This is a genomic window from Serratia sp. LSHTC3, assembly GCF_057197125.1.
On the sequence record NZ_JBXUNP010000002.1, the window covers coordinates 419,215 to 442,253 of the forward strand.

The following is a 23,039-nucleotide window of genomic DNA, read 5'->3' on the forward strand; positions in this document are numbered from 1 at the left end:
GGATTTGTGGTGCAGGCTGTGAGATCGGTAGCGAAATTTTTTCTATTGGACGAAATTCGAGCGGTAGACGGGCGGCGGGATGACCGACGCGGCAAGCCCGCGTCGGCCGGGGGAAGCGGGTTACTGGTTTTCCAGCACCTGGCGTACGCTACCGTTGGTGGCGTGCGCTGGAACATTCAGGTAGCGAATATCATCAACCACCCAGCAGGTGCCTTCGCGCACCATCAGCACTTCGTCCTGCCAGTTCACGGTGCTGTTGGCGTCTTTCTGGTAGCTCAGGTCAACGCGCAGCGGGATGTTCTTCGCATCGGTGTTAGGAATGGTCGAGGCGCTGGCGACGGATGCGCTGCTTGGCCCCTGCGCATTGCCGGAGAACAGATCGCCGGTAATCTGATGCTTGCCCGGGTTTTGAGCGGTGCTGACCAGATCCTGATACAGCACTTTACTCAGATAAGGCTGCAGCTGCGCCAGGCGGTTGCTGTCCGGCAGGCCGGCGCCCTGCTGGATGCGCAGGTCATAGAACTTTTGCGCGACCGTATCCGGGCCGCCTTCCACACAGCTGCCGCTGCGGGTGCCGATATCCTTGTATGCCGGTTCCACCGTGGTACAGGCACTCAGCAACAGCGCTAAGGGTAAAACAGCCGCAATCGTTTTTGTTTTCATCTTATTACCTTATGTGAAAGTCTCTACCATGAAGACCGATAGCTTACAGTATAAATGCGTTTTTTGGCCTTGCATTCGTACTGCGTGCCATTGATTAAGCGAACATAATGTCAATCTTCTGGTCATAGATACGTTGAATTAATCAAACAAGGAGTTCTGATGCAGCTTTCAACTACCCCGACCCTGGAAGGGTTTACCATCACCGAATACTGCGGCGTCGTCACCGGCGAAGCGATTCTCGGCGCCAACATTTTTCGTGATTTCTTCGCCGGCGTGCGCGATATCGTCGGCGGCCGTTCGGGCGCTTACGAGAAAGAGCTGCGCAAGGCGCGACTGATCGCGTTCGAAGAGCTGGAAGACCAGGCGAAAGAGCTGGGCGCCAACGCGGTGGTGGGTATTGATATCGATTATGAAACCGTTGGCAAAGACGGCAGCATGCTGATGGTGACCGTCAGCGGCACCGCGGTGAAAGTGAGCCGCTAACGCCATGCTTTTTTTTCGCCCCGGCCATTCCGCCGGGGCGACATCCTCTTGATTTATCCCACCTTGTGCTGCTCGACGATTGGGCGGTGTTCCTGCGGCTTCGTGGGCACCGGCTCCTGGCGATGCGGCATCGGCTGAACGGACGTCTGATGGAGCTGCGGCGCCGGGGCCGCATGCGGCATGATGCGCTGTTGCGGCGCCGGCATTGGGCTTATCGCCGCCGGATGCTGCGGCGCTGCCGGTTCGCGGATCACCGGCTGAGCGACGTGCGGAGCCGGCTGAATCTGCGGGCGCGCGACGGCTGGATGCATCGCCGCAGCGGCCGGCATCGGATGCGTCTGCAGCGGCGCTGAATGTACGGCTGTCGGCTGCTGTGGGTGAGGCGCCGTCGGAACGGCATGCGTGAACGTCGGCGTGCTCATCGGCTGCTGTGCATGGGGCGCGATGACCGGTTGTTGCACGTGTGGGGCGGCCGCTACCGGCGGGTGTACGGTTATCGGCTGCTGTACGTGAGGCGCCACCGGCTGAGTATGCGCAAAGTTCGGCATGGTCATCGGCGCGTGGGCCGCAGGCGCGACGCGCGGCAGTTGCGGCGCAGCGTTAGGCACCGGTTGGCTGAAACGCGGCGCCGGCGCGGCGGCGGTATTGTAGTTGTTCACCGTGCTGGTGCTGCTGCGATTCACAGTGTTCACGTTGTTATATTGGTTGATGTTAGTGACGCGATTCACCACGGTGGTGGAATGCGATACGTAAGGCGCATTGCGGTAGACCACCGGCTGGCGCCGATCGTCCCAGCGCATATCCCAGTTGTGCCAGCCGCTGTTGTGTTGGTTGAGCAAAGAGGCCACCGCGATGCCGACGCCGAAGCTGATCACGCCGGCCGCCAGCATGTCGCCGCCGCTGTAGCCCGAGGGCTGATACTGATAGCTCGGATAGGCCTGGATCGGCGTGCCGTAGGCCTCCCAGGGATCGTAATGCGGAACGTAAACCGTATCCGGCTGGCTGGGTTCGATAACGATGGTCTCGCCCGGCGCCGCCACCACGCGCTGGCGATAGGGCTGCTGTTCGACATAACGCGTCGTCGGCGCCACGACGATGCGCTGCTGCGGGGTGTTTTTCAGCGTGCCCTGGCTGGCCGCCCGTTGACGCATCACCTGAATGGCGTTCATCACGTCGGTGGGATCGTTCAGGTAGGCGCTGCCCAGGGTGGTGGTCCAGGGGATGTTTTTCGCCATTTGATCGAGCACGTCGGGGAATTGCACCAGGCCGCGCACGCTGGGATCCCAGGGCTGAGCGTCGGCCGCCGAGCTGAGCGCCGCCGGTTGCAAGCCGCGGTTTTGCGCCAGCCAGGCATCCGCGGCGCTGATTTGGTCAGGATAGCCCGCGCCGGCCAACACCTGCGCCAGCAGCTTGTCGGGGAACAGCGCCACCGGGCTGACCAACTGGTACAGTTGATCGGCGCTCAGCGGCGTATAGGCCGGCGCGCTGGCACTCGTGACGGGCGCGGCCGAGGGCGGGGCGCTCCCGCCCATCGCATCGGCGACTTTTTGCCGATCGCAGCCGCTGAGCGGCAGCATGACGGCACAGAGCAACCAGGACAGATAGCGTGGCGTGAACATGTTCGACTCCGCTCTTTCAGCGCAGATGATACTTTGAGACTATCATGGGCGGGAAAGGCCGCCAGCCGGGAGCAACACTCGCTTGCACATCGGCGCTCTCTGTCATTATTTCTCGATGAGCGTGATGATTGGATACAGATCAATCGCGTCGCGTTACATCTTTCACGGACGTCAATCAGGAGGATAAGTGAAAATTTGGCCAGGGATCATCGCCGCCGCGCTGTTGGCGGGATGCCAAAATCCGCAGCAGAACACGCTCGTCGATCGTGGCGCTTACCAGCTCGAAACCTTGCATCAGGCGCAGGGCGCCGATCAGCGTATTCGGTTTCTGGTGATGCACTATACGGCGGAAGACTTTCATTCATCACTGAAAACGCTGACCGATGAACACGTCAGCGCACACTACCTGTTGCCGGCGCACCCGCAGCGCGAACACGGCAAACCGACGGTGTACCGGCTGGTGCCGGAAGCGATGCGCGCCTGGCATGCCGGTGCCAGCGCCTGGCGCGGCCGCAGCAATCTCAACGACACCTCGATCGGCATTGAAATCGTCAACAAGGGGTTCACCCGCAGCATGCTGTTCACCCATTGGCAGCCTTATACGGCGGAGCAGATCGCCGTGCTGATTCCGCTGAGCCGCGACATCATCCAACGCTATGGCATCCAGCCGCAGGACGTGGTGGGGCACAGCGACATCGCGCCGCAGCGCAAACAGGATCCCGGCCCGCTGTTCCCCTGGCGACAACTGGCGCAGGCCGGCATCGGCGCCTGGCCGGACGAGGCAGACGTGCAGCGTTTGCTGGCGGGGCGCGATCGTCATGCGCCGGTGCCGCTGGCGCCGCTGCTTGATAAGCTGGCGCGTTACGGCTACGCGGTTGATTCGTCATGGGATGCGCGGCAGCAGCGCAATGTGCTGGCGGCGTTTCAGATGCATTTCCGGCCCGACGATGTTCGCGGTGAACCGGATGCAGAGAGTGAGGCGATTATCGATGCGCTGCTGTTGAAGTACGGCGCGTGGCGTTGATTACAGGCCGTGCAGTTTGCCGTGATCTTTCAGCCAGCGGGCGGTGCGCGCGATGCCTTCTTCCAGCGAGACGATCGGCTGATAGCCCAGCTCTTGCTGCGCGCGGGTGGTATCGAGCGTGAGGTCGAAGTTGAGTTTGGCGACGCCGTAATGGGTCAGCACCGGCTCCTTTTCGCTTTTGCTGCCCAGGCGCTCCATGCCGCGCGCCATCATGTCGAGCATCGGATAGGGGACGGAGCGGATGCGGCACTTCATGCCCAAATCGTCGATCAGTTGCTGCACCACGGTGCGCAGCGGGCGCGGCTGCTGGTTGGTGATGTTGTAGGCGCGGCCGGACGGCGTGTCTTCTTTTAGCGTCGCCAGCCACATGGCGTGCACCGCATTCTCCAGATAGGTCATGTCCACCATCGCCGCGCCGCCGCGCGGCAGCAGCAGGTTGCCGTAGCGTTTGATCATCTGCAGCAGCCGCGGCAGCATCACCTTGTCGTGCGGCCCGAACAATCCCTGCGGGCGCAGAATGGTGAAATGGGTCTGCGGATTGGACAGCGCCAACTGCTGGATCACCTGCTCGCCGGCGGCCTTGCTGCGCGCGAATTCGTTGGCGTAGCGCTGCGGGCGAAAGTCTTCGGTCACGTTGCGGTGATGGTGGTAGTCGAAATAGATCGCCGGTGAAGAGATGTGAATGAACTGCGCCACGCCATAGGCCGCCGCCCATTCGCCGAGGCGGCGAGTGGCGCGGACGTTGGCCAGTTCGAAGGCTTCTTCGGTGCCCCAGGGCGAGGTAAAGCTGGAGCAGTGCCACAGCACATCGACGTCCGCCAGCATCGCTTTGGCCTGCGAAGAGATCAGGTTGGTGAGATCGGCATGAATGAACTCAGCGCCCATTTTTTCCAGCAGGCCGCCCATCGCCTGGTTGCGGCCGGTGGCGCGCACTTTGATGCCCTGGCGGCGCAGATATTCAACGGCGTTACGGCCTAACCCACTGGTGGCACCGGTGACCAATACCTTCATAACGGACTCTATTCTCACCCAAAATCGGAATACCGGCGGGCGCTTGCGGCGCTCCCAGCAAATAAGATGCCATTCTTCCGTGATTTCGTGCGCTATGCAATCGGAAAGCCCCGAAGCACAGCGGCAAACTGTGCGGTTGATCGACAAATGAGCGCCGTTCAGCGCTGTTGGCGGTCTAGGTTCTCGGCAAGCTCGGCGATGCGCTTCGCCATGCCGCGAAAAATGAACAGATGCGCGGGCATCATGGCGAACCAATACAGCAGCCCGCTGAAGCCGGCCGGGTGCCACCAGGCGCGCACGTCCAGCGTGCGGCGATCGCCGCGATCGGTGATGGTGAAGCTCAGCCGCCCCAGCCCCGGCGCCTTCATGCCGAACAGCAGCGCCAGCTGCCGCAGCGGCTTCAGCGTGATGACTTTCCAGCCGTCGATCTCGTCACCCAGCGCCAGGGACGCGCGCGCCGGGCGGCCATAGACCACGCCGTTGCCGATCATGTCGTCCATGCGGGCGCGGATCCGCCACAGGATATTGGCGTAGAAATAGCCTTCCTCGCCCCCTAGCTGCTGCACCGTTTGCCACAGGGCCTGGCTGGAGGCGGCGGTGTCCAGCGCGCAACCGGCCTGTTTGGGGTAGTAGCCGTAGCCAGGGCGCCAGCGAGCCCGCGCCGCCGGATCGTAGCCCCAGTCGGCGGAGTCGACCACTTCCAGTTCGCGCTGCAGCGTGGCGGTGACCGCCTGATCAAAAGTGTGCAGGCGCTGCGGGATCAAGGCTTGCAGCGGCCGGCCGTCGGCGGGCAGATCGTGCTTCAACCCCTGGATCAGCGCGCGGGCGATCGGCGTTGGCACCGAGGTGATCAGGCTGATGAACCACACTGAAATCAGCCGCGTCGGCAGGGGGATCGGGATCAGCCAGCGCCGCTTGCCGCTGATGGCGATAAAGCGTTTGAACATATCCTGATAGCTGAGGTATTCCGGCCCGGCGACGTCAAAGATGCGGTGTTCTTGCGCCGGGTGCGCCAGCAGATCGGCCAGGTAAACCAGCAGGTTCTCCAGCGCCACCGGCGACGATTTCGAACGCACCCAGCGCGGCGGCGTCAGCACCGGCAGGTTATAGACCATGTCGCGCATCACTTCGAACGCCGCCGAGCCGGGGCCGACGATGATGCCGGCGCGCAGCTCGGTCACCGGCACGCCGCTCTGGCGCAAGATCTCGCCGGTCAGGCGGCGGGCCGCCAGGTGCGGCGAACTGTCGTCGTTCGGCTGCAGCGCGCCGAGAAAGATCACCTGCTTGACGCCGGCATTGCGCAGCGCGTCACGCAGATTTTCCGCCGCCTGGCGCTCCTTTTCGATAAAGTTGTCGCCGTCGCCCATCGCGTGCACCAGATAGTACAGCGTATCGATCTCCCACAGCGCCGCGCTCAGGGTGTCCGTGCGGTACAGATCGACATACAGGCAGTTGACCTGCGGCCAGTTCTGCTCCTGCAGCCACTCGATGCGCCGCGCGGCGGCGGTAATCTGGTGCCCCTGTTCGATCAGGTGCGGGATCAGGTTCTGGCCTATATAGCCGCTGGCTCCAAGAACCAGTACGCGTTGGGGTGTCATCGGGCCGCCTTGTGCGGTGAAAGAGTCGCAGAACGACAGGATGCCAAATTCAGGGTTTAAATGCACTTTTTGTATGGGTATAAGCCAGTTGCATCCGCCGCGGCGCAGGTTCACACTACGCGCCCCTTATCGAACGAAGACCGGATGTCATGAAGCTCAATGTGATTTGTTACGCCCTGCTGGGCCTGGCGCTGATCGCCAGCCTGTTCTCGCCGCATCCGGTGTGGATGGGGTTGCTGCTGGCGAACCTGCTGACGTTTCTGATCTACGGCGGCGATAAGCTGGCGGCGCGCAAGGGATGGCGACGGGTGCCGGAGACGACGCTGTTGCTGTTTGGCGCGCTGGGCGGCTGGTTGGGCGCGCTGCTGGCGCAGCAGCTGTTTCGCCACAAGACCCAGAAGCAGCCGTTTAAAACCTGGTTCATCCTCAGCGTGGCGCTCAACCTGGCGGCGGTGCTGGGGCTGTGGTACTGGGTTTACGGCCGCTGGATCTTCTGATTACAGCAGCAGCGGCAGAGTCGCGCTGGCGGTGGTCTGCATCGCCTGAGCGTAGGTGGGATCGCGCTGAGTCAGTTCGGCGATCATCAACTCCACCAGCAGCATGGCGCCGACCTTGGCCGGCAGGGCGCCGGCGGTCAGCGGCCCTTCCGGTTTGGCCGCCACCAGCAGCGTATCCGCCATCTTGGCCAGCGGGCTGCGTTGGGTATTGCTGACGGCGATCACGCCTGCGCCGCGCCCTTTGGCCAACGTCACCGCATGCAGCACGTCCTTGGTGGAGCCGGAACTGGAGATGACGATCAGCAGATCCCGCTCACTCAGCGAGGCTGCATTCATCGCCGCCCGGTGCATGTCGCTGAACAGCTGCGCCGGTTTGCCGAGGCGCAACAGCTTGTAGTGCAGGAAGTCGCCGATGATGGCGCTGGCGGCGACGCCGTAAATCTGCACCGAAGCGCAACGTTGCAGGCTGTCCGCCGCCTGTTGCAGCGCCTGCGGATCCAACAGCGCGCCGGTATCCCGCAGCGCCTGTACGCTCTCTTCCACCAAATTTTCCGCCGCGCTTTGCCGTGTCGCCGCTTCCGGCTGGCTTTGTTGCAAGCTGAGGGCCAGCGCCATTTTAAATTCGGTATAGCCTTTGCAGCCGAGATGGCGGCACAGCCGCGTGACGCTGGCTTCGCTGGTGGCGCTTTCACGCGCCAGTTCGGTGATGGTCAGGTAAACGGCGCGGGAGGGCTCCGCAAGAAGATAGTTGCCGAGCTTTTGCAGCGTAGGGCTGTACCCCGCCAAATCCTGCCGCAGCCGCAATAACAAGTTGCCTGTATTCATCACGTTACCTTTCTGAGTATTCCCGTTTCTATTGTGGCGGAAAGACGCCGCGGCTCGCCAGTTAAATCGACGGATTGTGAAGCCGATCATCGTTATGAATAAATTTTTCATTAAAACTATTTTAATGTGATAAAAATTTTCATCATAAAAATGATATCGGGGGAAAATTTATGTCAACACCAGAATTGCCGCGCTCCGGCGGCTGGTTCGAAAAAGCCCAGCTGTTCGGCAAGTCGTTCATGCTGCCGATCGCCGTGCTGCCGGCTGCCGGCCTGCTGTTGGGGATCGGCGGTGCGCTGTCCAATCCCAATACCGTCGAGGCGTATCCCTTCCTCGATGTCGGCTGGTTGCAAAGCATATTTACCGTGATGGCCAGTGCCGGTGCTATCGTGTTCGCCAACCTGGCGGTGTTGTTCGCGGTCGGCGTGGCGGTGGGGCTGGCCAAAAGCGACAAGGGCACGGCGGGGCTGGCTTCGCTGATCGCCTATCTGGTAATGAACGCCACCATCAATGCGCTGTTGAAAATCAACGGCACGCTGGCCACGCAGAACGCGGGCGCGGTGGGGCAGGGAACGATTCTCGGGATCCAGACGCTGGAGACCGGGGTGTTCGGCGGGGTGGTCATCGGTTTGGTGACCTGGTATCTGCATGGCCGCTACAACAAGATAGCGCTGCCGCCGTTCCTGGGTTTCTTCGGCGGCTCGCGCTTTGTGCCGATCGTCAGCTCGCTGGCGGCGATGGCGGTCGGTGCCCTGATGACGGTGGTGTGGCCGCATTTCCAACAGTTGATCTTCGGCATGGGCGGGCTGGTAGACGCCAGCGGCTATCTCGGTACCTTTATCTACGGCTTCGTATTGCGCATGCTCGGGCCGTTCGGCCTGCATCACATCTTCTATCTACCGTTTTGGACCACCGCGCTTGGCGGCAGCGAAGTGATCAACGGACAGCTGGTGGAAGGCACACAGCGCATTTTCTTCGCCCAGTTGGCCGACCCGAATACTCAGCAGTTCTACATTGGCACGGCGCGTTTCATGTCCGGCCGTTTTATCACCATGATGTTCGGCCTGGTCGGCGCCTGCCTGGCGATGTACCAGAGTGCGCGTCCCGAGAACCGCAAACGCGTCGGCGGACTGTTGCTGTCGGCGGCGCTGACCTCGTTTCTGACCGGCATCACCGAACCTATCGAATTCTCGTTCCTGTTTGTCGCGCCGGCGCTGTACGTGGTGCACGCGCTGTTCGACGGCCTGGCGTTCATGATCGCTCACATCCTGCATATCACCATCGGCCAGACGTTCTCCGGCGGCTTTATCGATTTCATGCTGTTCGGCGTGCTGCAGGGCGAAGCGAAAACTCACTGGATGTACGTCCCGCTGGTCGGCGTGCCTTGGTTCTTCCTGTACTACTTCACGTTCCGTTTCCTGATCCTGCGTTTCAACTTTAAAACGCCGGGGCGCGAGGCGGAAACCGCGCCGGAAGCGGTGATGACGGGCACCGAACGCTCGCAGCAGGTGCTGGCGGCGCTGGGCGGCAAAGAGAATATCGTCGAACTGGATTGTTGCGCCACGCGGTTGCGCGTGACGGTGAAGCAGAGCCGGTTGTTGGACGAAAGCGGGCTGAAGGCCAGCGGCGCACGGGCGGTTATCGTTCGCGGCAACGGTGTTCAGGTGATCTACGGCCCGCACGTCACCATCATTAAAAACGAAGTCGAGGAGTTGTTGGATTTATGACGCTTTCCATTTTGCAGCAGATTGAGGGGCGCCTGGTGGTGTCTTGCCAGGCGCTGGACGACGAGCCGCTGCACAGCGATTTTATCATGTCGCGCATGGCGCTGGCGGCCGAGCAAGGCGGCGCGGCGGCGATCCGCGCCAACGGCGTCGAAGACGTCAACGCTATCATGCGCACGGTGGCGCTGCCGGTCATCGGCATCATAAAGCGCGATTATGCGGGCAGCGACGTGTATATCACGCCGACCCTGCGCGAAATCGATGAGTTGATGGCGGCGGCGCCGCAGATGATCGCGCTGGACGCCACCGGCCACCCGCGGCCGGGGTCGCTGCAGCTGGCGGCATTGGTCGCCGCGATCCGCACCAGGTATCCCCGGCTGTTGCTGATGGCGGATATCGCCACCCTGGAGGAGGCGCAAGAGGCCGCCAGGTTGGGCTTCGACTGTGTGGGCACCACGCTGTACGGCTATACCGCCGAAAGCCGGGGCGCCCGACTGGCGGATAACGATTTCGGCTTTCTGCGTGCGGTGCTGGCGGCGGTATCGGTGCCGGTCATCGCTGAAGGCAATGTCGAAACGCCGGCGATGGCCGCGCGCTGCCTGAGGCTGGGGGCGCATGCGGTGGTGGTGGGCGGCGCCATTACGCGCCCGCAGCAGATCACTCGCCGCTTTGTCGACGCCATCGGCGGGCGATAAGAGACTCCCGGCGCACCGGGAGGGGAAATCAGGCGTGCTGCTGAAGAAACTCCCGCCACAGTTCGACCACCCGCTGCAGATCCTGACGGCTGACGTCGAGGTGGGTCAGAATGCGCGTCAGCGGGCCGCTGCTGATCAGCACGCCGCGTTCGCGCATCCACGGACCGAATTTGGCCGCCAGCGCCGGCGGTTGGCGCAGGTACAACACGTTGGTCTGCGCGCCGGGAGCGGCGATCTCCACGCCGATCTGCCGCAGCTGTTGCTCCAGCCAGGCCGCGTTGTCATGGTCTTCGCGCAGCCGCGCAACGTTATGCTCCAGCGCGTAGAGGCCGGCCGCCGCCAGGATGCCGGCCTGACGCAGCCCGCCGCCGGTCATCTTGCGCCAGCGCAGCGCACGCTGAATGAAGGCCTCGCTGCCGCACAGCAGCGATCCGACCGGCGCGCCCAACCCTTTCGACAGGCAAATGGTGAAGGTGTCGCAGTATTGCACGATCTCTTTCAGCGGCAGGTTCAGCGCCACGGCGGCGTTGAAGATGCGTGCGCCGTCGATATGCAGCGCCAGCTGGCGCTCGCGGGTAAACTGCCACGCCTGCTGCAGGTAGGCCTGCGGCAGGACTCGGCCGCTGATGGTGTTTTCCAGGCTCAACAGCCGGGTGCGGGCGAAGTGGATATCGTCGGGTTTGATGGCGGCGGCGAGCTTGTCCAGCGGCAGCGTGCCGTCGGCGTCGGCCTCGATCGGCTGCGGCTGGATGCTGCCCAGCACCGCTGCGCCGCCGGCTTCGTATTTGTAGTTGTGCGCCTGCTGGCCGACCAGATATTCATCGCCGCGCTGGCAGTGGCTCAGCAGCGCCACCAGGTTGGCCTGGGTGCCGCTGGGCAGAAACAGCGCCGCTTCTTTGCCCGACAGACGCACTGCCTCGGCCTCCAGCGCGTTGACCGTCGGATCATCGCCGTAGACGTCGTCGCCGACTTCTGCCTGAGCCATCGCCTGGCGCATGGCGGCGCTGGGGCGGGTAACGGTGTCGCTGCGTAGATCGATAAGCATAGGGTTCCTGGAATGTAAGGGAGAGGAAAAGGGTACATGGCATCATATACCCTTTATTTTACCGGGGCAGCTTGCTTAGCGCAGCCAGTTGGTTTTCGCCAGCTCGACCACTTCGTCGCCGCGGCCGTTGATGATGGCGCGCAGCATGTACAGGCTGAAGCCTTTCGCCTGTTCGAACTTGATCTGCGGCGGCATCGCCAGCTCTTGCTTGGCGGTGACCACGTCCAGCAGCGCCGGGCCGGGATGCGCCAACATCTCCTGCAGCGCGCCGTCCAGATCGGAGGCTTTTTCCACGCGGATGCCCTTGATGCCGGCGGCGTTGGCGATCGCCGCGAAGTCCGGATTATGCAGGTCGGTGCCGTCGGTCAGGTAGCCGCCGGCCTTCATCTCCATCGCCACGAATCCCAGCACGCTGTTGTTGAACACCACGATTTTCACCGGCAGCTTGAGCTGCGCCAGCGACAGGAAATCCCCCATCAGCATGGTGAAGCCGCCGTCGCCGCACATGGCGATCACCTGTTTATCCGGCGCGGTGGCCTGAGCGCCGATCGCCTGCGGCATGGCGTTGGCCATCGAACCGTGGTTGAACGAACCGAGCAGGCGGCGCTTGCCGTTCATTTTCACGTAGCGGGCGGCCCACACCGTCGGCGTGCCGACGTCGCAGGTGAAGATGGCGTCGTCGCTGGCGTACTGGCTGAGCTGCTGCGCCAGATACTGCGGGTGGATCGGCTGGTCGTCGTTGGCGGTCGCCAGCCCGTCGAGATCCTTGCGCGCGTTGCGGTAATGCTCCAGCGCCTTGTCGAGGAACGCCCGGTCGCGCTTCGGTTCCAGCTGCGGCAGCAGGGCGGTGAGGGTGGTGTGGATATCGCCCACCAGCGCCATATTGACCGGGCAGTGCGCGCCGATGCTGCCGGGGTTGATGTCGATCTGAATGATGTTGGCGTTGGTGGGGTAGAACGCGCGGTAGGGGAACTGGGTGCCGAGCAGCACCAGCGTGTCGGCGTTCATCATCGCGTGGTAGCCGGAGGAGAAGCCGATTAGCCCGGTCATGCCGACGCTGTAGGGGTTATCCCATTCGATATGCTCTTTGCCGCGCAGCGCGTGCACCACCGGCGCCTGCAGCAGCTCGGCCAGCTTGACCACTTCATCATGCGCGCCGGCGCAGCCGCTGCCGCACATCAGGGTGATGTTCTTCGCCTTGTTCAGCGTTTCCGCCAGCTTGTTCAACTCGCTCATCGGCGGCTGCACCAGCGGCAGCGCCGGGGTATGCCAGGTCACGGCCGCGTCTTCCGGCGCCATGCGCAGCGCCACGTCGCCCGGCAAGACCACCACCGAGACGCCGCGATTGAGGATCGCCTTGCGCATGGCGATCTCCAGCACGCGCGGCAGCTGTTCCGGGTTGGAGACCAGCTCGCAATAGTGGCTGCATTCGCGGAACAGCTCCTGCGGATGGGTTTCCTGGAAGTAGCCGCTGCCGATTTCGCTGGAAGGGATGTGTGCGGCGATCGCCAGCACCGGCACATGGTTGCGGTGGCAGTCGAACAGGCCGTTGATCAGGTGCAGGTTGCCGGGGCCGCAGGAACCGGCGCACACCGCCAACTGGCCGGTAAGCTGGGCTTCGGCGCCGGCGGCGAAGGCGGCCACCTCTTCATGGCGGGTGCCCAGCCATTCGATGGTGCCCATGCGGTGCAGGCTGTCGCTAAGGCCGTTGAGCGAATCGCCGGTCACGCCCCAAATGCGTTTTACGCCGGCTTGATCCAGCGTTTTGGCGATCAGTGTGGCTACGGTTTGCTTCATGGTTCCCCCAAACAAGGTTTGAAAAACGATGTGGACTCGATCCGGTGAGTGGCAGCAGAACAACTGCAAGCATAGCTTACCGGCTGTGGACGAGATGCGGTCAGGAAGGGTAAAGAGCGTAGGACGGGGAAAAGTGTAACCGGGCTGAAGAGGGGGAACTTGCCGATAAATGCCCCATCGCGGCGATGGGGCCAGGGATTACGCCAGCGTGACATCGCCCTGCAGTTGGCAACTGCAGGCCAGCACGTAGCCCTGCGCGATTTCTTCCGCGCTCAGCGTCATGGTGCTGGTGGTGGTGTAGTCACCCTCAAGGATGCGGGTTTTGCACGAGCCGCACACCCCGGCGCGGCAGGCGGCGTTGACCGGCAGGGCATGGGCCTCCATCGCCGCCAGCAGCGTGCTGCCAACCGGTACGCGGAATTCGCGCAGCGGGCGCGCGGCGCGCAGCGTCAGCCCTTCGGTGGCGTCGGCCTGCGCCGCCGGCGTGTGGAACTGCTCTTTATGGAAACGCTCGGCCGGCACGCCGAGCCGGCGGCACAGCTGCTCCACCTGATCCATGTAGGGCGCAGGGCCGCAGGTCATCACCGTGCGTTCGGCGATATCCGGCGCCGCCTGCCGCAGCGTCTGTTCATCGATGCGGCCGCTGAGGTAGCCGGGTTGCAGATCCTGCTCGGCCATCAGCGTCAGGCGCAGCTGCGGATGGGCGGCACACAGCGCGCGCCATTGATCGGCGAAGATCGTGTCGGCGGGAGTGCGCACGTTAACGATCGCGACGATATCGCAGGCCGGACGGTTAGCGGTCAGCCAGCGGCACATCGAGACGATCGGCGTCACGCCACAGCCGGCGGCCAGCATCAGGTAACGATCGGCCGGGTGGCGCTCGCAGCTGAATTCGCCCTGCGCGTCGGACAGCCACAGGGTGTTGCCGGGCTTGACCTCTTGCGTCAGCCAGCGCGATCCGACGCCGTCCGGCAGGCAGCGCACGCTGATGCTGAGAAAGCGGCTCTGGCCGGGCGAGGAGGAGAGCGTATAGGCGCGCAGCGTCTCCTCGCTGTTGCGGATGCTGACCAGCGCAAACTGGCCGGCCTGGTAAGGATAGAAAACGTCGCAGATCAGGTTCAGCGTCCAGACGTCGGCGGTTTCACGCTGGATGGAATGCACCTGCATGCGGTTCGGGCAAAGCGGAGTGGGTTGAGTCATCGGGGCACCTCAAAAAGCAAAGGGGCCGGCGCAGGCGGCCCCATAACGTAACGGCATCAGGCGAGCAGCGCGGTGATATCCTGCTCGACGGTAGTGATCGGGCGCAGGCCGAATTTCTCGTTGAGGATCGCCATCAGGTTGTCGGTCAGGAAGCCCGGCGCGGTCGGGCCGGTGACGATGTTTTTCACCCCCAGCGACAGCAGCGTCAGCAGAATGACGATCGCCTTCTGTTCAAACCACGACAGCACCAGACTGAGCGGCAGCTCGTTGACGCTGCAGCCGAGCGTGTCCGCCAGCTTGACCGCCAGCATGATGGCGGAGTAGGCGTCGTTGCACTGGCCGACGTCCAGCAGGCGCGGCAACCCTTCCAGCGTGCCGAAGTCCAGTTTGTTGAAGCGGTACTTGCCGCAGGCCAGCGTCATGATCAGGCAGTCTTGCGGCACGCTGCGGGCGAAGTCGGTGAAGTAGCTGCGCTCGTCGCGGCTGCCGTCGCAGCCGCCGACCAGGAAGACGTGGCGCAGTTTTTTCTGCGACACCAGGTCGATGACCGTGTCGGCGGCGTTAAGCAATGTCTGGCGGCCGAAGCCGACGGTGATCAGGTGTTCGATCTCGGTGTAAGGGAAGCCGTTCATGCCCTGTGCCTGGCGGATCACGGCGCCGAAGTCGTCGCCTTCCAGATGGTTGACGCCCGGCCAGCCGACGATGCTGCGGGTCCAGATACGATCGCCGTAGTTGCCGACGTTAGGATCGATGATGCAGTTGGAGGTCATCACGATCGGGCCGGGGAATTTGGCGAATTCCGTCTGCTGGTTTTGCCAGCCGCTGCCGTAGTTGCCCACCAGGTGCTTGAATTTTTTCAGTTCCGGATAGCCGTGCGCCGGCAGCATTTCGCCGTGGGTGTAGACATTGACGTTTTGCCCTTCGGTTTGCTCGAGCAGCATGCGCAGATCTTTGAGATCGTGGCCGGAAATCAGAATGGCTTTCCCGGCCACCGGGCGCACGTTGACCGTACTGGGCTGCGGATCGCCGTAGGCCTGGGTTTCGCCGCGATCGAGGATCGCCATCACGCTGAAGTTCATCTTGCCGATGCCCATGGCGTTGTTCAGCAGGGTGTCGACGTCGCGCGGCCGGGTGCCGAGCCAGGCCATAAAGGCGTGGTAGTCGGCATAGAGCTGTTCGTCGAACTGGCCGAGCACGTGCGCGTGTTCCATATAGGCCGCCGCGCCTTTCAGGCCGTACAGGCACAGCAGGCGCAAACCGTGTACGTCGTCGCCGACCTCGGCCTTGTCGCTGTCGAGGGCAAACTGCGCCGCCTGTTGCAGCAGCGCAGGCATATCGTCACCGGCCAGCTGCAGCGCCGCCATCCGGTGATCGACGCGTACGCCGGCGTCCAGCAGCCGGCAACGGGCGGCCAGCGAATCGCGCAGCAGCAGGGTTTCGCGCGCGTAGCCGATGATGCGCTGGGAATCGAAGTTGACGTTGGTCAGGGTGGCGAAGAAGGCGCGCGGAGCGAAGCTGTCGATCTCGTGGTCGACGATGCCCAGCGAACGCGCCTGCAGCGCCCAGGCGGAGAGGCCCTGCAGCGCCGCCACCAGCAGATCCTGCAGATCGGAGGTTTCCGCCGTTTTGCCGCACATGCCCTGAGCATACGCGCAGCCGTTGCCTGCCGGGGTACGAATGGTTTGTTCACATTGCACACAGAACATAGTCGCTTCCTTTTATTTTTAAAGTTGCATTTATAATGCTTGTTTAAAAGCATAGATCGGCGATCGGGGTTGCAAAAGGCTTTTGTGCGACTACTGCGGGCAAGTTTGATTTAGCGCAATTTTGCGGTGCGGATGGGAATGATTACGCTTTGGGGGCCAGGCGGCCCCCAGGGGGAAAGGATCAGGAGAACAGGGCGATCAGCACCGGCGCCAGCAGGCTCAGCAGGAAGCCGTGCACGATGGCGGGCGGCACCATGTCCAGCCCGCCGCTGCGCTGCAGCACCGGCAGGGTGAAGTCCATCGAGGTGGCGCCGCACAGGCCGAGGGCGGTGGAGCGGCTGCGGCGCACCAGCGTCGGGATCAGCATGATCGCCACCAGCTCGCGCGCCAGATCGTTGAAGAACGCGGCGCTGCCCATCACCGGGCCGTAGGCGTCGGTGATCAGAATACCGGACAGCGAGTACCAGCCGAAGCCAGAGGCCATCGCCAGCCCGGCCTTGACCGGCAGCCCCAGCAGCTGCGCCGCCAGCGCGCCGCCGGCCAGCGACGCGATGACCACCGCCAGCGCCACCAGCGTGCCGCGGCGGTTGAGCACGATCTGGCGCAGCGTCATGCCGCTGTTGCGCAGCTGAATGCCGACCAGCAACAGCAGGAAGATCAGCGCATATTCGCTGCCTTTATGGGCGAACTGCAGCCATTGCCACTGCGTCAGGCCGAGCAGGAAGCCGCCGAGCACCACGCCGCACAGCTTGAGCGACTCCAGCGCCATGTGCACGCGCGAAGGCAGCTTTTCCTGTTTATGGCTGCTGCGCCACGGCATGCGCCGCTCCAGCAGCGCCAGCAACAGCAGGTTGGCGCAGAGAATGCAGAAGAAAAACACTGCGCTGTACTGGAAGATCAGCACCAGGTTGCTGCTGAGATTCTCCATAAACGCCAGGCTGATGCCCATGAAAAACAGGATCACGTACACCATCCAGCTCAGCAGCCGGTTGATCAGCACCAGCAGCGGGCGATGGCGTAAGGGAATGAGGTAACCGACAATCAGCGGTAACAGAATAATCAACAGTCCTGAGTACATGGTGCAACGAGTGTCCTTGAGTTTTGAAGCGCGCCGAACGGCGGCGAGGAGCACACGCTAACCAAAAGCCCGGCCGGAGTAAAGCGGCAGATTTGACGTTGGCCGCTTGACCTGCAAGGGGTTTTTTGACCATGCTCTGTGAAGGTCACCTCATTGAAGAGGCGACGGCGCGCACGGGAGGCGGCGGATGTTCTTGGAGCGTATCGAAATTGTAGGTTTTCGCGGCATTAACCGGCTGTCGCTGATGCTGGACGACAACACGCTGTTGCTCGGCGAAAACGCCTGGGGTAAATCCAGCCTGTTGGATGCGCTGACGCTGCTGCTGGCGCCGGAGCAGAAGCTGTATCGGTTTGAAGCGCACGACTTCCATTTCCCTCCCGGGGAGGAGGCGGCCAAAGAGCGCCACCTGCAGGTGGTGTTCACCTTCTGCGAAAAAGACATCGGCCACGCGCACCTGCCGCGCTATCGCCACCTGACGCCGCTGTGGGTCAAGGGCGAAGATGGCTTGAGCCGCATTCATTACCGCTGCGAGGGCGAGCTGGCCGACGACGGCACGGTGTGCACCTGGCGTGGTTTTCTCGACGCCGACGGCAACGCCTTTCAACTGCACCATATCGAACAATTGGCCCACGCCATTATCCGCATCCATCCGGTATTGCGCCTGCGCGACGCGCGCTTTATTCGTCGCCTGCGCCCCAGCAGCCTCGGCGATGAACGCAAACCCGATACCCAGGCGCTGGCGCAGCAGTTGGATCAGCTGACGCGCGAGCTGGTGCGTAATCCGCAGAAGTTGACCAACGGTGAGCTGCGTCAGGGGCTGGCGGCGATGCAGCAGCTGCTGGAGCACTATTTCGCAGAGCAGAGTTCACAGGTGACGCGGCCGCGCCGCCGCGGCGGTGAACCGGAGCAGGACGCCTGGCGCGCGCTGGACGGCATCAACCGCATGGTGGCCGAGCCGAACAGCCGCAGCATGCGCCTGATCCTGCTGGGGATGTTTTCCACCCTGCTGCAGGCCAAGGGTGACGTCAAGCTGGATCCCCATGCCCGGCCGCTGCTGCTGGTGGAGGACCCGGAAACTCGCCTGCATCCGATCATGCTGTCGGTGGCCTGGGGGCTGCTCAATCAGCTGCCGTTGCAGCGTATCACCACCACCAACTCCAGCGAACTGGTGTCGCTGGTGCCGGTGGAGCACGTCTGCCGGCTGGTGCGCGAGTCGGGGCGGGTTGCGACCTACCGTCTCGGGCCGCGCGGGCTGAGCGCCGAAGACGGGCGGCGCATCGCGTTTCACATCCGTTTCAACCGGCCGTCGTCGCTGTTTGCCCGCTGCTGGCTGCTGGTGGAAGGCGAGACCGAAGTGTGGCTGCTGAACGAGCTGGCGCGTCAGTGTGGCTACCATTTCGAGGCGGAAGGGGTGAGGGTCATCGAATTCGCCCAGTGCGGCCTGAAGCCGCTGCTGCGCTTCGCCCGCCGTATGGGTATCGAGTGGCATGCGCTGGTGGACGGCGACGAGGCGGGCAAAAAGTACGCCAATACCGTGCGCAGCCTGCTGGACAATCATGAAGACAACGAACGCGATCGGCTGACCGCGCTGCCGGCGCCGGACATGGAACACTTCATGTTCCGCGAAGGGTTCGCCCCGGTCTATCACCGAATGGCGTCGGTGCCGATCAACGCGCAGATGCCGGTGCGCAAGGTGATCCTGAAAGCGGTCCACCACTCGTCGAAGCCGGATCTGGCGATCGAGGTCGCGATGCAGGCCGGCGAATGGGGCACGGACTCGGTGCCGCCGCTGCTGAAGAAAATGTTCTCACGGGTGATCTGGCTGGCGCGCGGCCGGGCGGACTGACGGCCCGCCGGGCGTTATCGGGCGCAGAAATGCGCCGTCAATCCCTGTTCCAGTTCGTCCAGCAACTGATAGCGGCGGCGATACTCGGCGCGCTTCTTGCTGGCAATCTCTTCGATCGGCTTGCGGGCGATGCGCTCGGGCAGCAGGAAATAGCCGCTGTCGAGCGGTTTGGCGCCCATCGACAGCCAGAACTGGTCGTAATCGGCGTGCAGTTGATCCTTCTTCTTACTCTGGTAACGCCAGTTTTGATAGATATGGGTGGCATTGCCGACGGCTACGATCCGGCGGATGCCGAGATGCCGAGCCAGCGTGCAAACGCCTTCCAGCACCAGACGTTTAGGGAACAGACCGTGACACTCCTTGGTGGTGTGCTGGATCTCGGCGTGCGGCACCTCATGGTTCGCGCCCTGCAGGCCGCCGATGAACAGCGTCGGCTGCTGCTGATAATGCATCAGCGCAAAGGTGATTTCCGCCAGCATCACGCCGTTGGCGTTGCGCAGCAGCAGCGTGGCTTCCCCTTCCTTATTCAGTTTGTCGATCGCCGCCAGTTCCAGCGAGATCGGCGCTTCGTTTTTGCCCATCGCGCGGGCCAGCACGAAAGGCTGTGGGCCGAGGTGGCCGAGACGCATCTTCAGCGGCATGCGCTGCACGATGAGATCGTAATGATCGCGCAGGGCGAACAAGCATTCGATCTTGCTCATGTTGGCCGCCAGGTAGGGGCGATGCAGCTTGCACGGCAGGTTCGGCTGCGCGTTCAGGATCTCTTCCAGCAGCGGGTTGCTGGCCAGGGTGCTGAGCAGGCCGCTGGTGGTGCGCCAGTTGAGCAGCGAACGGCCGAGAAACTTCAGGCGAAACGAGGTTTTTTTCCAGGCGTTGCTAGGCGCCTTTTCGCCATTGATCAGCGCCGTCATCAGTTGCCAGCCGTTAAGCGGCCGGGGGGAGGCGAGTGGGTAGCTGAGCTGTGACATGATGAAATCCTTGGCTGTGTTGAATGGCGGTATTTCATCAAGGTTTCACTAAACGGGAGTTCAATGCTGAACTGTAACCAGGCGTGTCTCCACATTGTGTTGAGCTAAGGTTTAGTTATTCCCTACGTTGCATGCTAATTTAGCTCCGCCGCCGCAATGGGCGGTCGATATTCACAAGCACAGGCAGGTCAATTTTGACAGGGTTTAAAGGACATAAACGCCGCTGGATACTCGCACTGGCGGTGATTGCGGCGCTTGCCGCGGCGGCCGTTTGGCACTTTCGCCATCCGGCGCCGACCGATTTCAAAACGGTGAAGGTCACCCAGCGCGATCTGCAGCAGAACGTGTTGGCGACCGGCCAGCTGGACGCCGTGCGCAAGGTTGACGTCGGCGCGCAGGTCAGCGGGCAGTTGGAAAAACTGTATGTCGAGATCGGCGACAAGGTGAAAAAAGGCCAGTTGCTGGGGGTTATCGATCCGCAACAGGCGCAGAACAGCATCCGCGAAGGCGAGGCGACGCTGCGCGAACTGCATGCGCAGCTGCTGCAGGCGCAGGCGGAACAGCAGCTGGCGGCGGTCACGCTGCAGCGCAACCAGGCGCTGGCCAGGCTGCAGGCGGTGTCGCGTCAGGATTTGGATCAGGCGGCGACGCAGCTGGCGGTGAAGAAGGCGCAGGTGGGCACCATCAATGCGCAGATCGCCCGCAACCAGGCCAGCCTGGATACCGCCAAGATCAATCTGGCCTATACCCGCATCGAAGCGCCGATGGATGGCGACGTGGTGCAGATTACCACGCTGCAGGGCCAGACGGTGATCGCGGCGCAGCAGGCGCCGAACATTCTGACGCTGGCGGATCTCGGCACCATGCTGGTGAAGGCGCAGGTCTCGGAGGCCGACGTCATTAACCTCAAGCCGGGTCAGAAGGCCTGGTTCACGGTGCTGGGCGATCCGACCCGGCGCTTCGACGGCGTGCTGAAAGACATTCAGCCGACGCCGGAAAAGGTCAACAACGCCATCTTCTATTACGCGCGTTTCGAAGTGCCCAACCCGGAAAGGCTGCTGCGCTTGCAAATGACGGCGCAGGTGCACATTCAGTTGGCCGGCGTCCAGCAGGCGCTGGTGATCCCGCTGGCGGCGCTGGGCGATCAGATCGCCGACAATCGCTACCACGTTTCGGTGCTGAAACAGGGCAAGGAAGAGAAGCGTGAGGTGGCCATCGGCCTGCGCAACAATATCGATGTGCAGATCCTCAGCGGGCTCGAGGCGGGCGATGAGGTGATCGTCAGCCGCGGCGGCGTGGAGGCCGGCTGATGGCGGCGCTGTTGCAGCTGAACGGCATTCGCCGCAGCTACCGTTCCGGCGAGCAGACGGTGGAGGTGCTGAAGGGGATCAGTCTGAGCATCGACGCCGGTGAAATGGTGGCGATCATGGGGGCTTCCGGCTCCGGCAAATCGACGCTGATGAACATTCTCGGCTGCCTGGACAAGCCGAGCGCCGGCGTCTATCGGGTGGCCGGCCAGGACGTGGCGACGCTGAGCGACGATGCGCTGGCGCAGCTGCGGCGCGAGTATTTCGGCTTTATCTTTCAGCGTTATCATCTGCTGCCGCATCTGAGCGCGGCGCACAACGTCGAGGTGCCGGCGGTGTATGCCGGGCTGGGCAAAGCGGCGCGGCGCGAACGGGCGGAAGCGCTGTTGCGCCGTCTGGGGCTGGGGGAGCGAGTCAACTATCGGCCGAGCCAGCTTTCCGGCGGCCAGCAGCAGCGCGTCAGTATCGCCCGCGCGTTGATGAACGGCGGGCAGGTGATCCTGGCGGATGAGCCGACCGGCGCGCTCGACAGCCATTCCGGCGAAGAGGTGATGGCGATCCTTAAACAGTTGTGCGCCCAGGGGCACACGGTGATCCTGGTGACTCACGATCCGGCGGTGGCGCGCCAGGCTGAACGGATCATCGAGATCCGCGACGGCGAAATCATCTCCGATTCGCGCCCGATGCCGTCGGAGGATGCGCAGGCCAAGCCGCTGGCGCTGGCCGCCGCGGCGCCTTCCTGGCGGCAGATGGGCGGCCGTTTCCGCGAGGCGCTGATCATGGCCTGGCGCGCGATGGCGGCCAACAAGATGCGCACCGCGCTGACCATGCTCGGCATCATTATCGGCATCGCCTCGGTGGTGTCGATCCTGGTGATCGGCGACGCCGCCAAGCAGATGGTGCTGGCGGACATCAAATCCATCGGCACCAATACTGTCGATATCTATCCCGGCAAGGATTTCGGCGACGACGATCCGACCTACCGGCAATCGTTGAAATACGGCGATCTCGACGCGCTGCGCGAACAGCCTTACATCAGTGCGCTGTCGCCGAGCATCAGCAGCAGCATGCGGCTGCGCTTGGGCAACGTTGATGCGGCGGCCAACGTCAACGGCGTCAGCGAGCAGTTCTTCCGCGTGTACGGCATGAGCTTTACCCAGGGCGTCGGCATCGATCCGATGCAGGTACAGTCGCAGGCGCAGACGGTGGTGATTGACGCCAATACCCAACGGCGGCTGTTCCCGCACCAGAAGAACGTGGTGGGGGAAGTGATCCTGGTGGGCAACATGCCGGCGACGGTGGTCGGCGTGGCCAAGGAGAAGCAGTCGATGTTCGGCAGCAGCAAGACGCTGAACGTGTGGGTGCCGTACAGCACCATGGCCAACCGGCTGATGGGCAACAGCTATTTCGATTCGATCACCGTGCGCATCCGCGACGGTTACGACAGCAAGGAAGCGGAGCAGCAACTGTCGCGCCTGTTGACGCTGCGCCACGGCAAGAAGGACTTTTTCACCTATAACATGGACAGCCTGGTGCAAACCGCGGAGAAAACCACCCGCACGCTGCAGCTGTTCCTGACGCTGGTGGCGGTGATTTCGCTGGTGGTGGGCGGCATCGGCGTGATGAACATCATGCTGGTGTCGGTGACCGAGCGCACGCGCGAGATCGGCATCCGCATGGCGGTGGGCGCCCGTTCCGGCGACGTGTTGCAGCAGTTCTTGATCGAGGCGGTGTTGGTCTGCCTGGTGGGGGGCGCGCTGGGGATTACGCTGTCGTTCGCCATCGGCCTGGCGGTGCAGTTGGTATTGCCGGGCTGGCAGATCAGCTTCCCGCCGGCGGCGTTGCTGAGCGCGTTCCTCTGTTCCACCGGTATCGGCGTGGTGTTCGGCTATCTGCCGGCGCGCAATGCCGCGCGGCTGAATCCGATCGATGCGCTGGCGCGCGAGTAAGTAA

19 protein-coding genes are annotated in these 23,039 nt (G+C 63.1%); 8 read left to right on the forward strand and 11 right to left on the reverse strand.

What is annotated here, in order from left to right; all coding sequences use genetic code 11:
* Positions 1-120: 120 nt before the first annotated feature.
* The gene (locus AC2CGI_RS09235) at positions 121-663 is read right to left on the reverse strand and encodes a lipoprotein (protein WP_015377301.1); all 543 of its coding nucleotides are present in this window, start codon (positions 661-663) and stop codon (positions 121-123) included.
* A gap of 159 nt (positions 664-822) precedes the next feature.
* On the opposite strand from AC2CGI_RS09235, the gene AC2CGI_RS09240 reads away from it, so the two are divergent.
* Positions 823-1,146, forward strand: coding sequence for a heavy metal-binding domain-containing protein (locus tag AC2CGI_RS09240; RefSeq protein WP_004928400.1), 324 nt, complete (start codon positions 823-825; stop codon positions 1,144-1,146).
* Positions 1,147-1,199: 53 nt separating this feature from the next.
* Here AC2CGI_RS09240 and AC2CGI_RS09245 read toward each other — a convergent pair whose 3' ends face one another.
* On the reverse strand, positions 1,200-2,765 hold the full coding sequence (locus AC2CGI_RS09245; RefSeq protein WP_076740381.1) for a DUF3300 domain-containing protein: 1,566 nt from the start codon (positions 2,763-2,765) through the stop codon (positions 1,200-1,202).
* Positions 2,766-2,952: 187 nt separating this feature from the next.
* Between AC2CGI_RS09245 and AC2CGI_RS09250 the strand changes: the two genes are divergently transcribed.
* Positions 2,953-3,789 (forward strand): N-acetylmuramoyl-L-alanine amidase, encoded by an 837-nt coding sequence (locus tag AC2CGI_RS09250; protein ID WP_015377303.1) that lies wholly within the window; start codon positions 2,953-2,955, stop codon positions 3,787-3,789.
* Here AC2CGI_RS09250 and AC2CGI_RS09255 read toward each other — a convergent pair whose 3' ends face one another.
* Together AC2CGI_RS09255 and AC2CGI_RS09260 are read right to left on the reverse strand one after the other, a co-directional pair.
* Positions 3,790-4,800 carry an NAD-dependent epimerase/dehydratase family protein gene (locus AC2CGI_RS09255; protein ID WP_004928393.1) on the reverse strand — a complete coding sequence of 337 codons (1,011 nt, stop codon included), beginning with the start codon at positions 4,798-4,800 and terminating at the stop codon, positions 3,790-3,792. It abuts the gene before it with no gap.
* A gap of 158 nt (positions 4,801-4,958) precedes the next feature.
* Positions 4,959-6,398 carry a DUF2867 domain-containing protein gene (locus tag AC2CGI_RS09260; RefSeq protein WP_076740380.1) on the reverse strand — a complete coding sequence of 480 codons (1,440 nt, stop codon included), beginning with the start codon at positions 6,396-6,398 and terminating at the stop codon, positions 4,959-4,961.
* A gap of 149 nt (positions 6,399-6,547) precedes the next feature.
* Here AC2CGI_RS09260 and AC2CGI_RS09265 point away from each other — a divergent pair, with 149 nt between their 5' ends.
* Positions 6,548-6,895 (forward strand): DUF1294 domain-containing protein, encoded by a 348-nt coding sequence (locus tag AC2CGI_RS09265; RefSeq protein ID WP_004928387.1) that lies wholly within the window; start codon positions 6,548-6,550, stop codon positions 6,893-6,895.
* On the opposite strand, the gene AC2CGI_RS09270 is transcribed toward AC2CGI_RS09265, so the two are convergent.
* Positions 6,896-7,723, reverse strand: coding sequence for a MurR/RpiR family transcriptional regulator (locus AC2CGI_RS09270; RefSeq protein WP_076740379.1), 828 nt, complete (start codon positions 7,721-7,723; stop codon positions 6,896-6,898).
* A gap of 167 nt (positions 7,724-7,890) precedes the next feature.
* On the opposite strand from AC2CGI_RS09270, the gene AC2CGI_RS09275 reads away from it, so the two are divergent.
* Positions 7,891-9,447 (forward strand): PTS transporter subunit EIIC, encoded by a 1,557-nt coding sequence (locus AC2CGI_RS09275; RefSeq protein WP_043137742.1) that lies wholly within the window; start codon positions 7,891-7,893, stop codon positions 9,445-9,447.
* Positions 9,444-10,139: an N-acetylmannosamine-6-phosphate 2-epimerase gene (locus tag AC2CGI_RS09280; protein ID WP_076740378.1), complete on the forward strand. Its 696-nt coding sequence runs from the start codon at positions 9,444-9,446 to the stop codon at positions 10,137-10,139. Before AC2CGI_RS09275 ends, AC2CGI_RS09280 begins: the two co-directional genes overlap by 4 nt.
* 28 nt (positions 10,140-10,167) lie before the next feature.
* Here AC2CGI_RS09280 and ltaE read toward each other — a convergent pair whose 3' ends face one another.
* From ltaE to AC2CGI_RS09305, 5 genes are all read right to left on the reverse strand, one after another.
* The gene (gene ltaE, locus AC2CGI_RS09285; protein WP_021504350.1) at positions 10,168-11,184 is read right to left on the reverse strand and encodes a low-specificity L-threonine aldolase; all 1,017 of its coding nucleotides are present in this window, start codon (positions 11,182-11,184) and stop codon (positions 10,168-10,170) included.
* A gap of 75 nt (positions 11,185-11,259) precedes the next feature.
* Entirely contained in the window at positions 11,260-12,981 is a 1,722-nt protein-coding gene (gene poxB / locus AC2CGI_RS09290) for a ubiquinone-dependent pyruvate dehydrogenase (protein WP_021504349.1), read from the reverse strand.
* A 198-nt stretch (positions 12,982-13,179) separates the two neighbouring features.
* A complete protein-coding gene (hcr, locus tag AC2CGI_RS09295) occupies positions 13,180-14,181 on the reverse strand; it encodes an NADH oxidoreductase (RefSeq protein ID WP_076740377.1) in 1,002 nt (333 codons plus the stop codon).
* A gap of 56 nt (positions 14,182-14,237) precedes the next feature.
* Positions 14,238-15,887 carry a hydroxylamine reductase gene (hcp, locus tag AC2CGI_RS09300; protein WP_076740376.1) on the reverse strand — a complete coding sequence of 550 codons (1,650 nt, stop codon included), beginning with the start codon at positions 15,885-15,887 and terminating at the stop codon, positions 14,238-14,240.
* Positions 15,888-16,068: 181 nt separating this feature from the next.
* Entirely contained in the window at positions 16,069-16,965 is an 897-nt protein-coding gene (locus AC2CGI_RS09305; protein ID WP_076740375.1) for a LysO family transporter, read from the reverse strand.
* Between the two features lie 187 nt (positions 16,966-17,152).
* Between AC2CGI_RS09305 and AC2CGI_RS09310 the strand changes: the two genes are divergently transcribed.
* Positions 17,153-18,811 carry an ATP-dependent endonuclease gene (locus AC2CGI_RS09310; RefSeq protein ID WP_015377311.1) on the forward strand — a complete coding sequence of 553 codons (1,659 nt, stop codon included), beginning with the start codon at positions 17,153-17,155 and terminating at the stop codon, positions 18,809-18,811.
* 14 nt (positions 18,812-18,825) lie between these two features.
* On the opposite strand, the gene AC2CGI_RS09315 is transcribed toward AC2CGI_RS09310, so the two are convergent.
* On the reverse strand, positions 18,826-19,779 hold the full coding sequence (locus tag AC2CGI_RS09315) for a VirK/YbjX family protein (RefSeq protein WP_049241121.1): 954 nt from the start codon (positions 19,777-19,779) through the stop codon (positions 18,826-18,828).
* Between the two features lie 194 nt (positions 19,780-19,973).
* Between AC2CGI_RS09315 and macA the strand changes: the two genes are divergently transcribed.
* Both macA and macB read left to right on the forward strand, forming a co-directional pair.
* Positions 19,974-21,089, forward strand: a complete 1,116-nt coding sequence (gene macA / locus AC2CGI_RS09320; protein ID WP_031299864.1) for a macrolide transporter subunit MacA — start codon at positions 19,974-19,976, stop codon at positions 21,087-21,089.
* Positions 21,089-23,035, forward strand: a complete 1,947-nt coding sequence (macB, locus tag AC2CGI_RS09325; protein ID WP_076740374.1) for a macrolide ABC transporter ATP-binding protein/permease MacB — start codon at positions 21,089-21,091, stop codon at positions 23,033-23,035. The genes macA and macB overlap by 1 nt, the downstream gene beginning before the upstream one ends.
* The last annotated feature ends 4 nt before the right edge of the window (positions 23,036-23,039 follow it).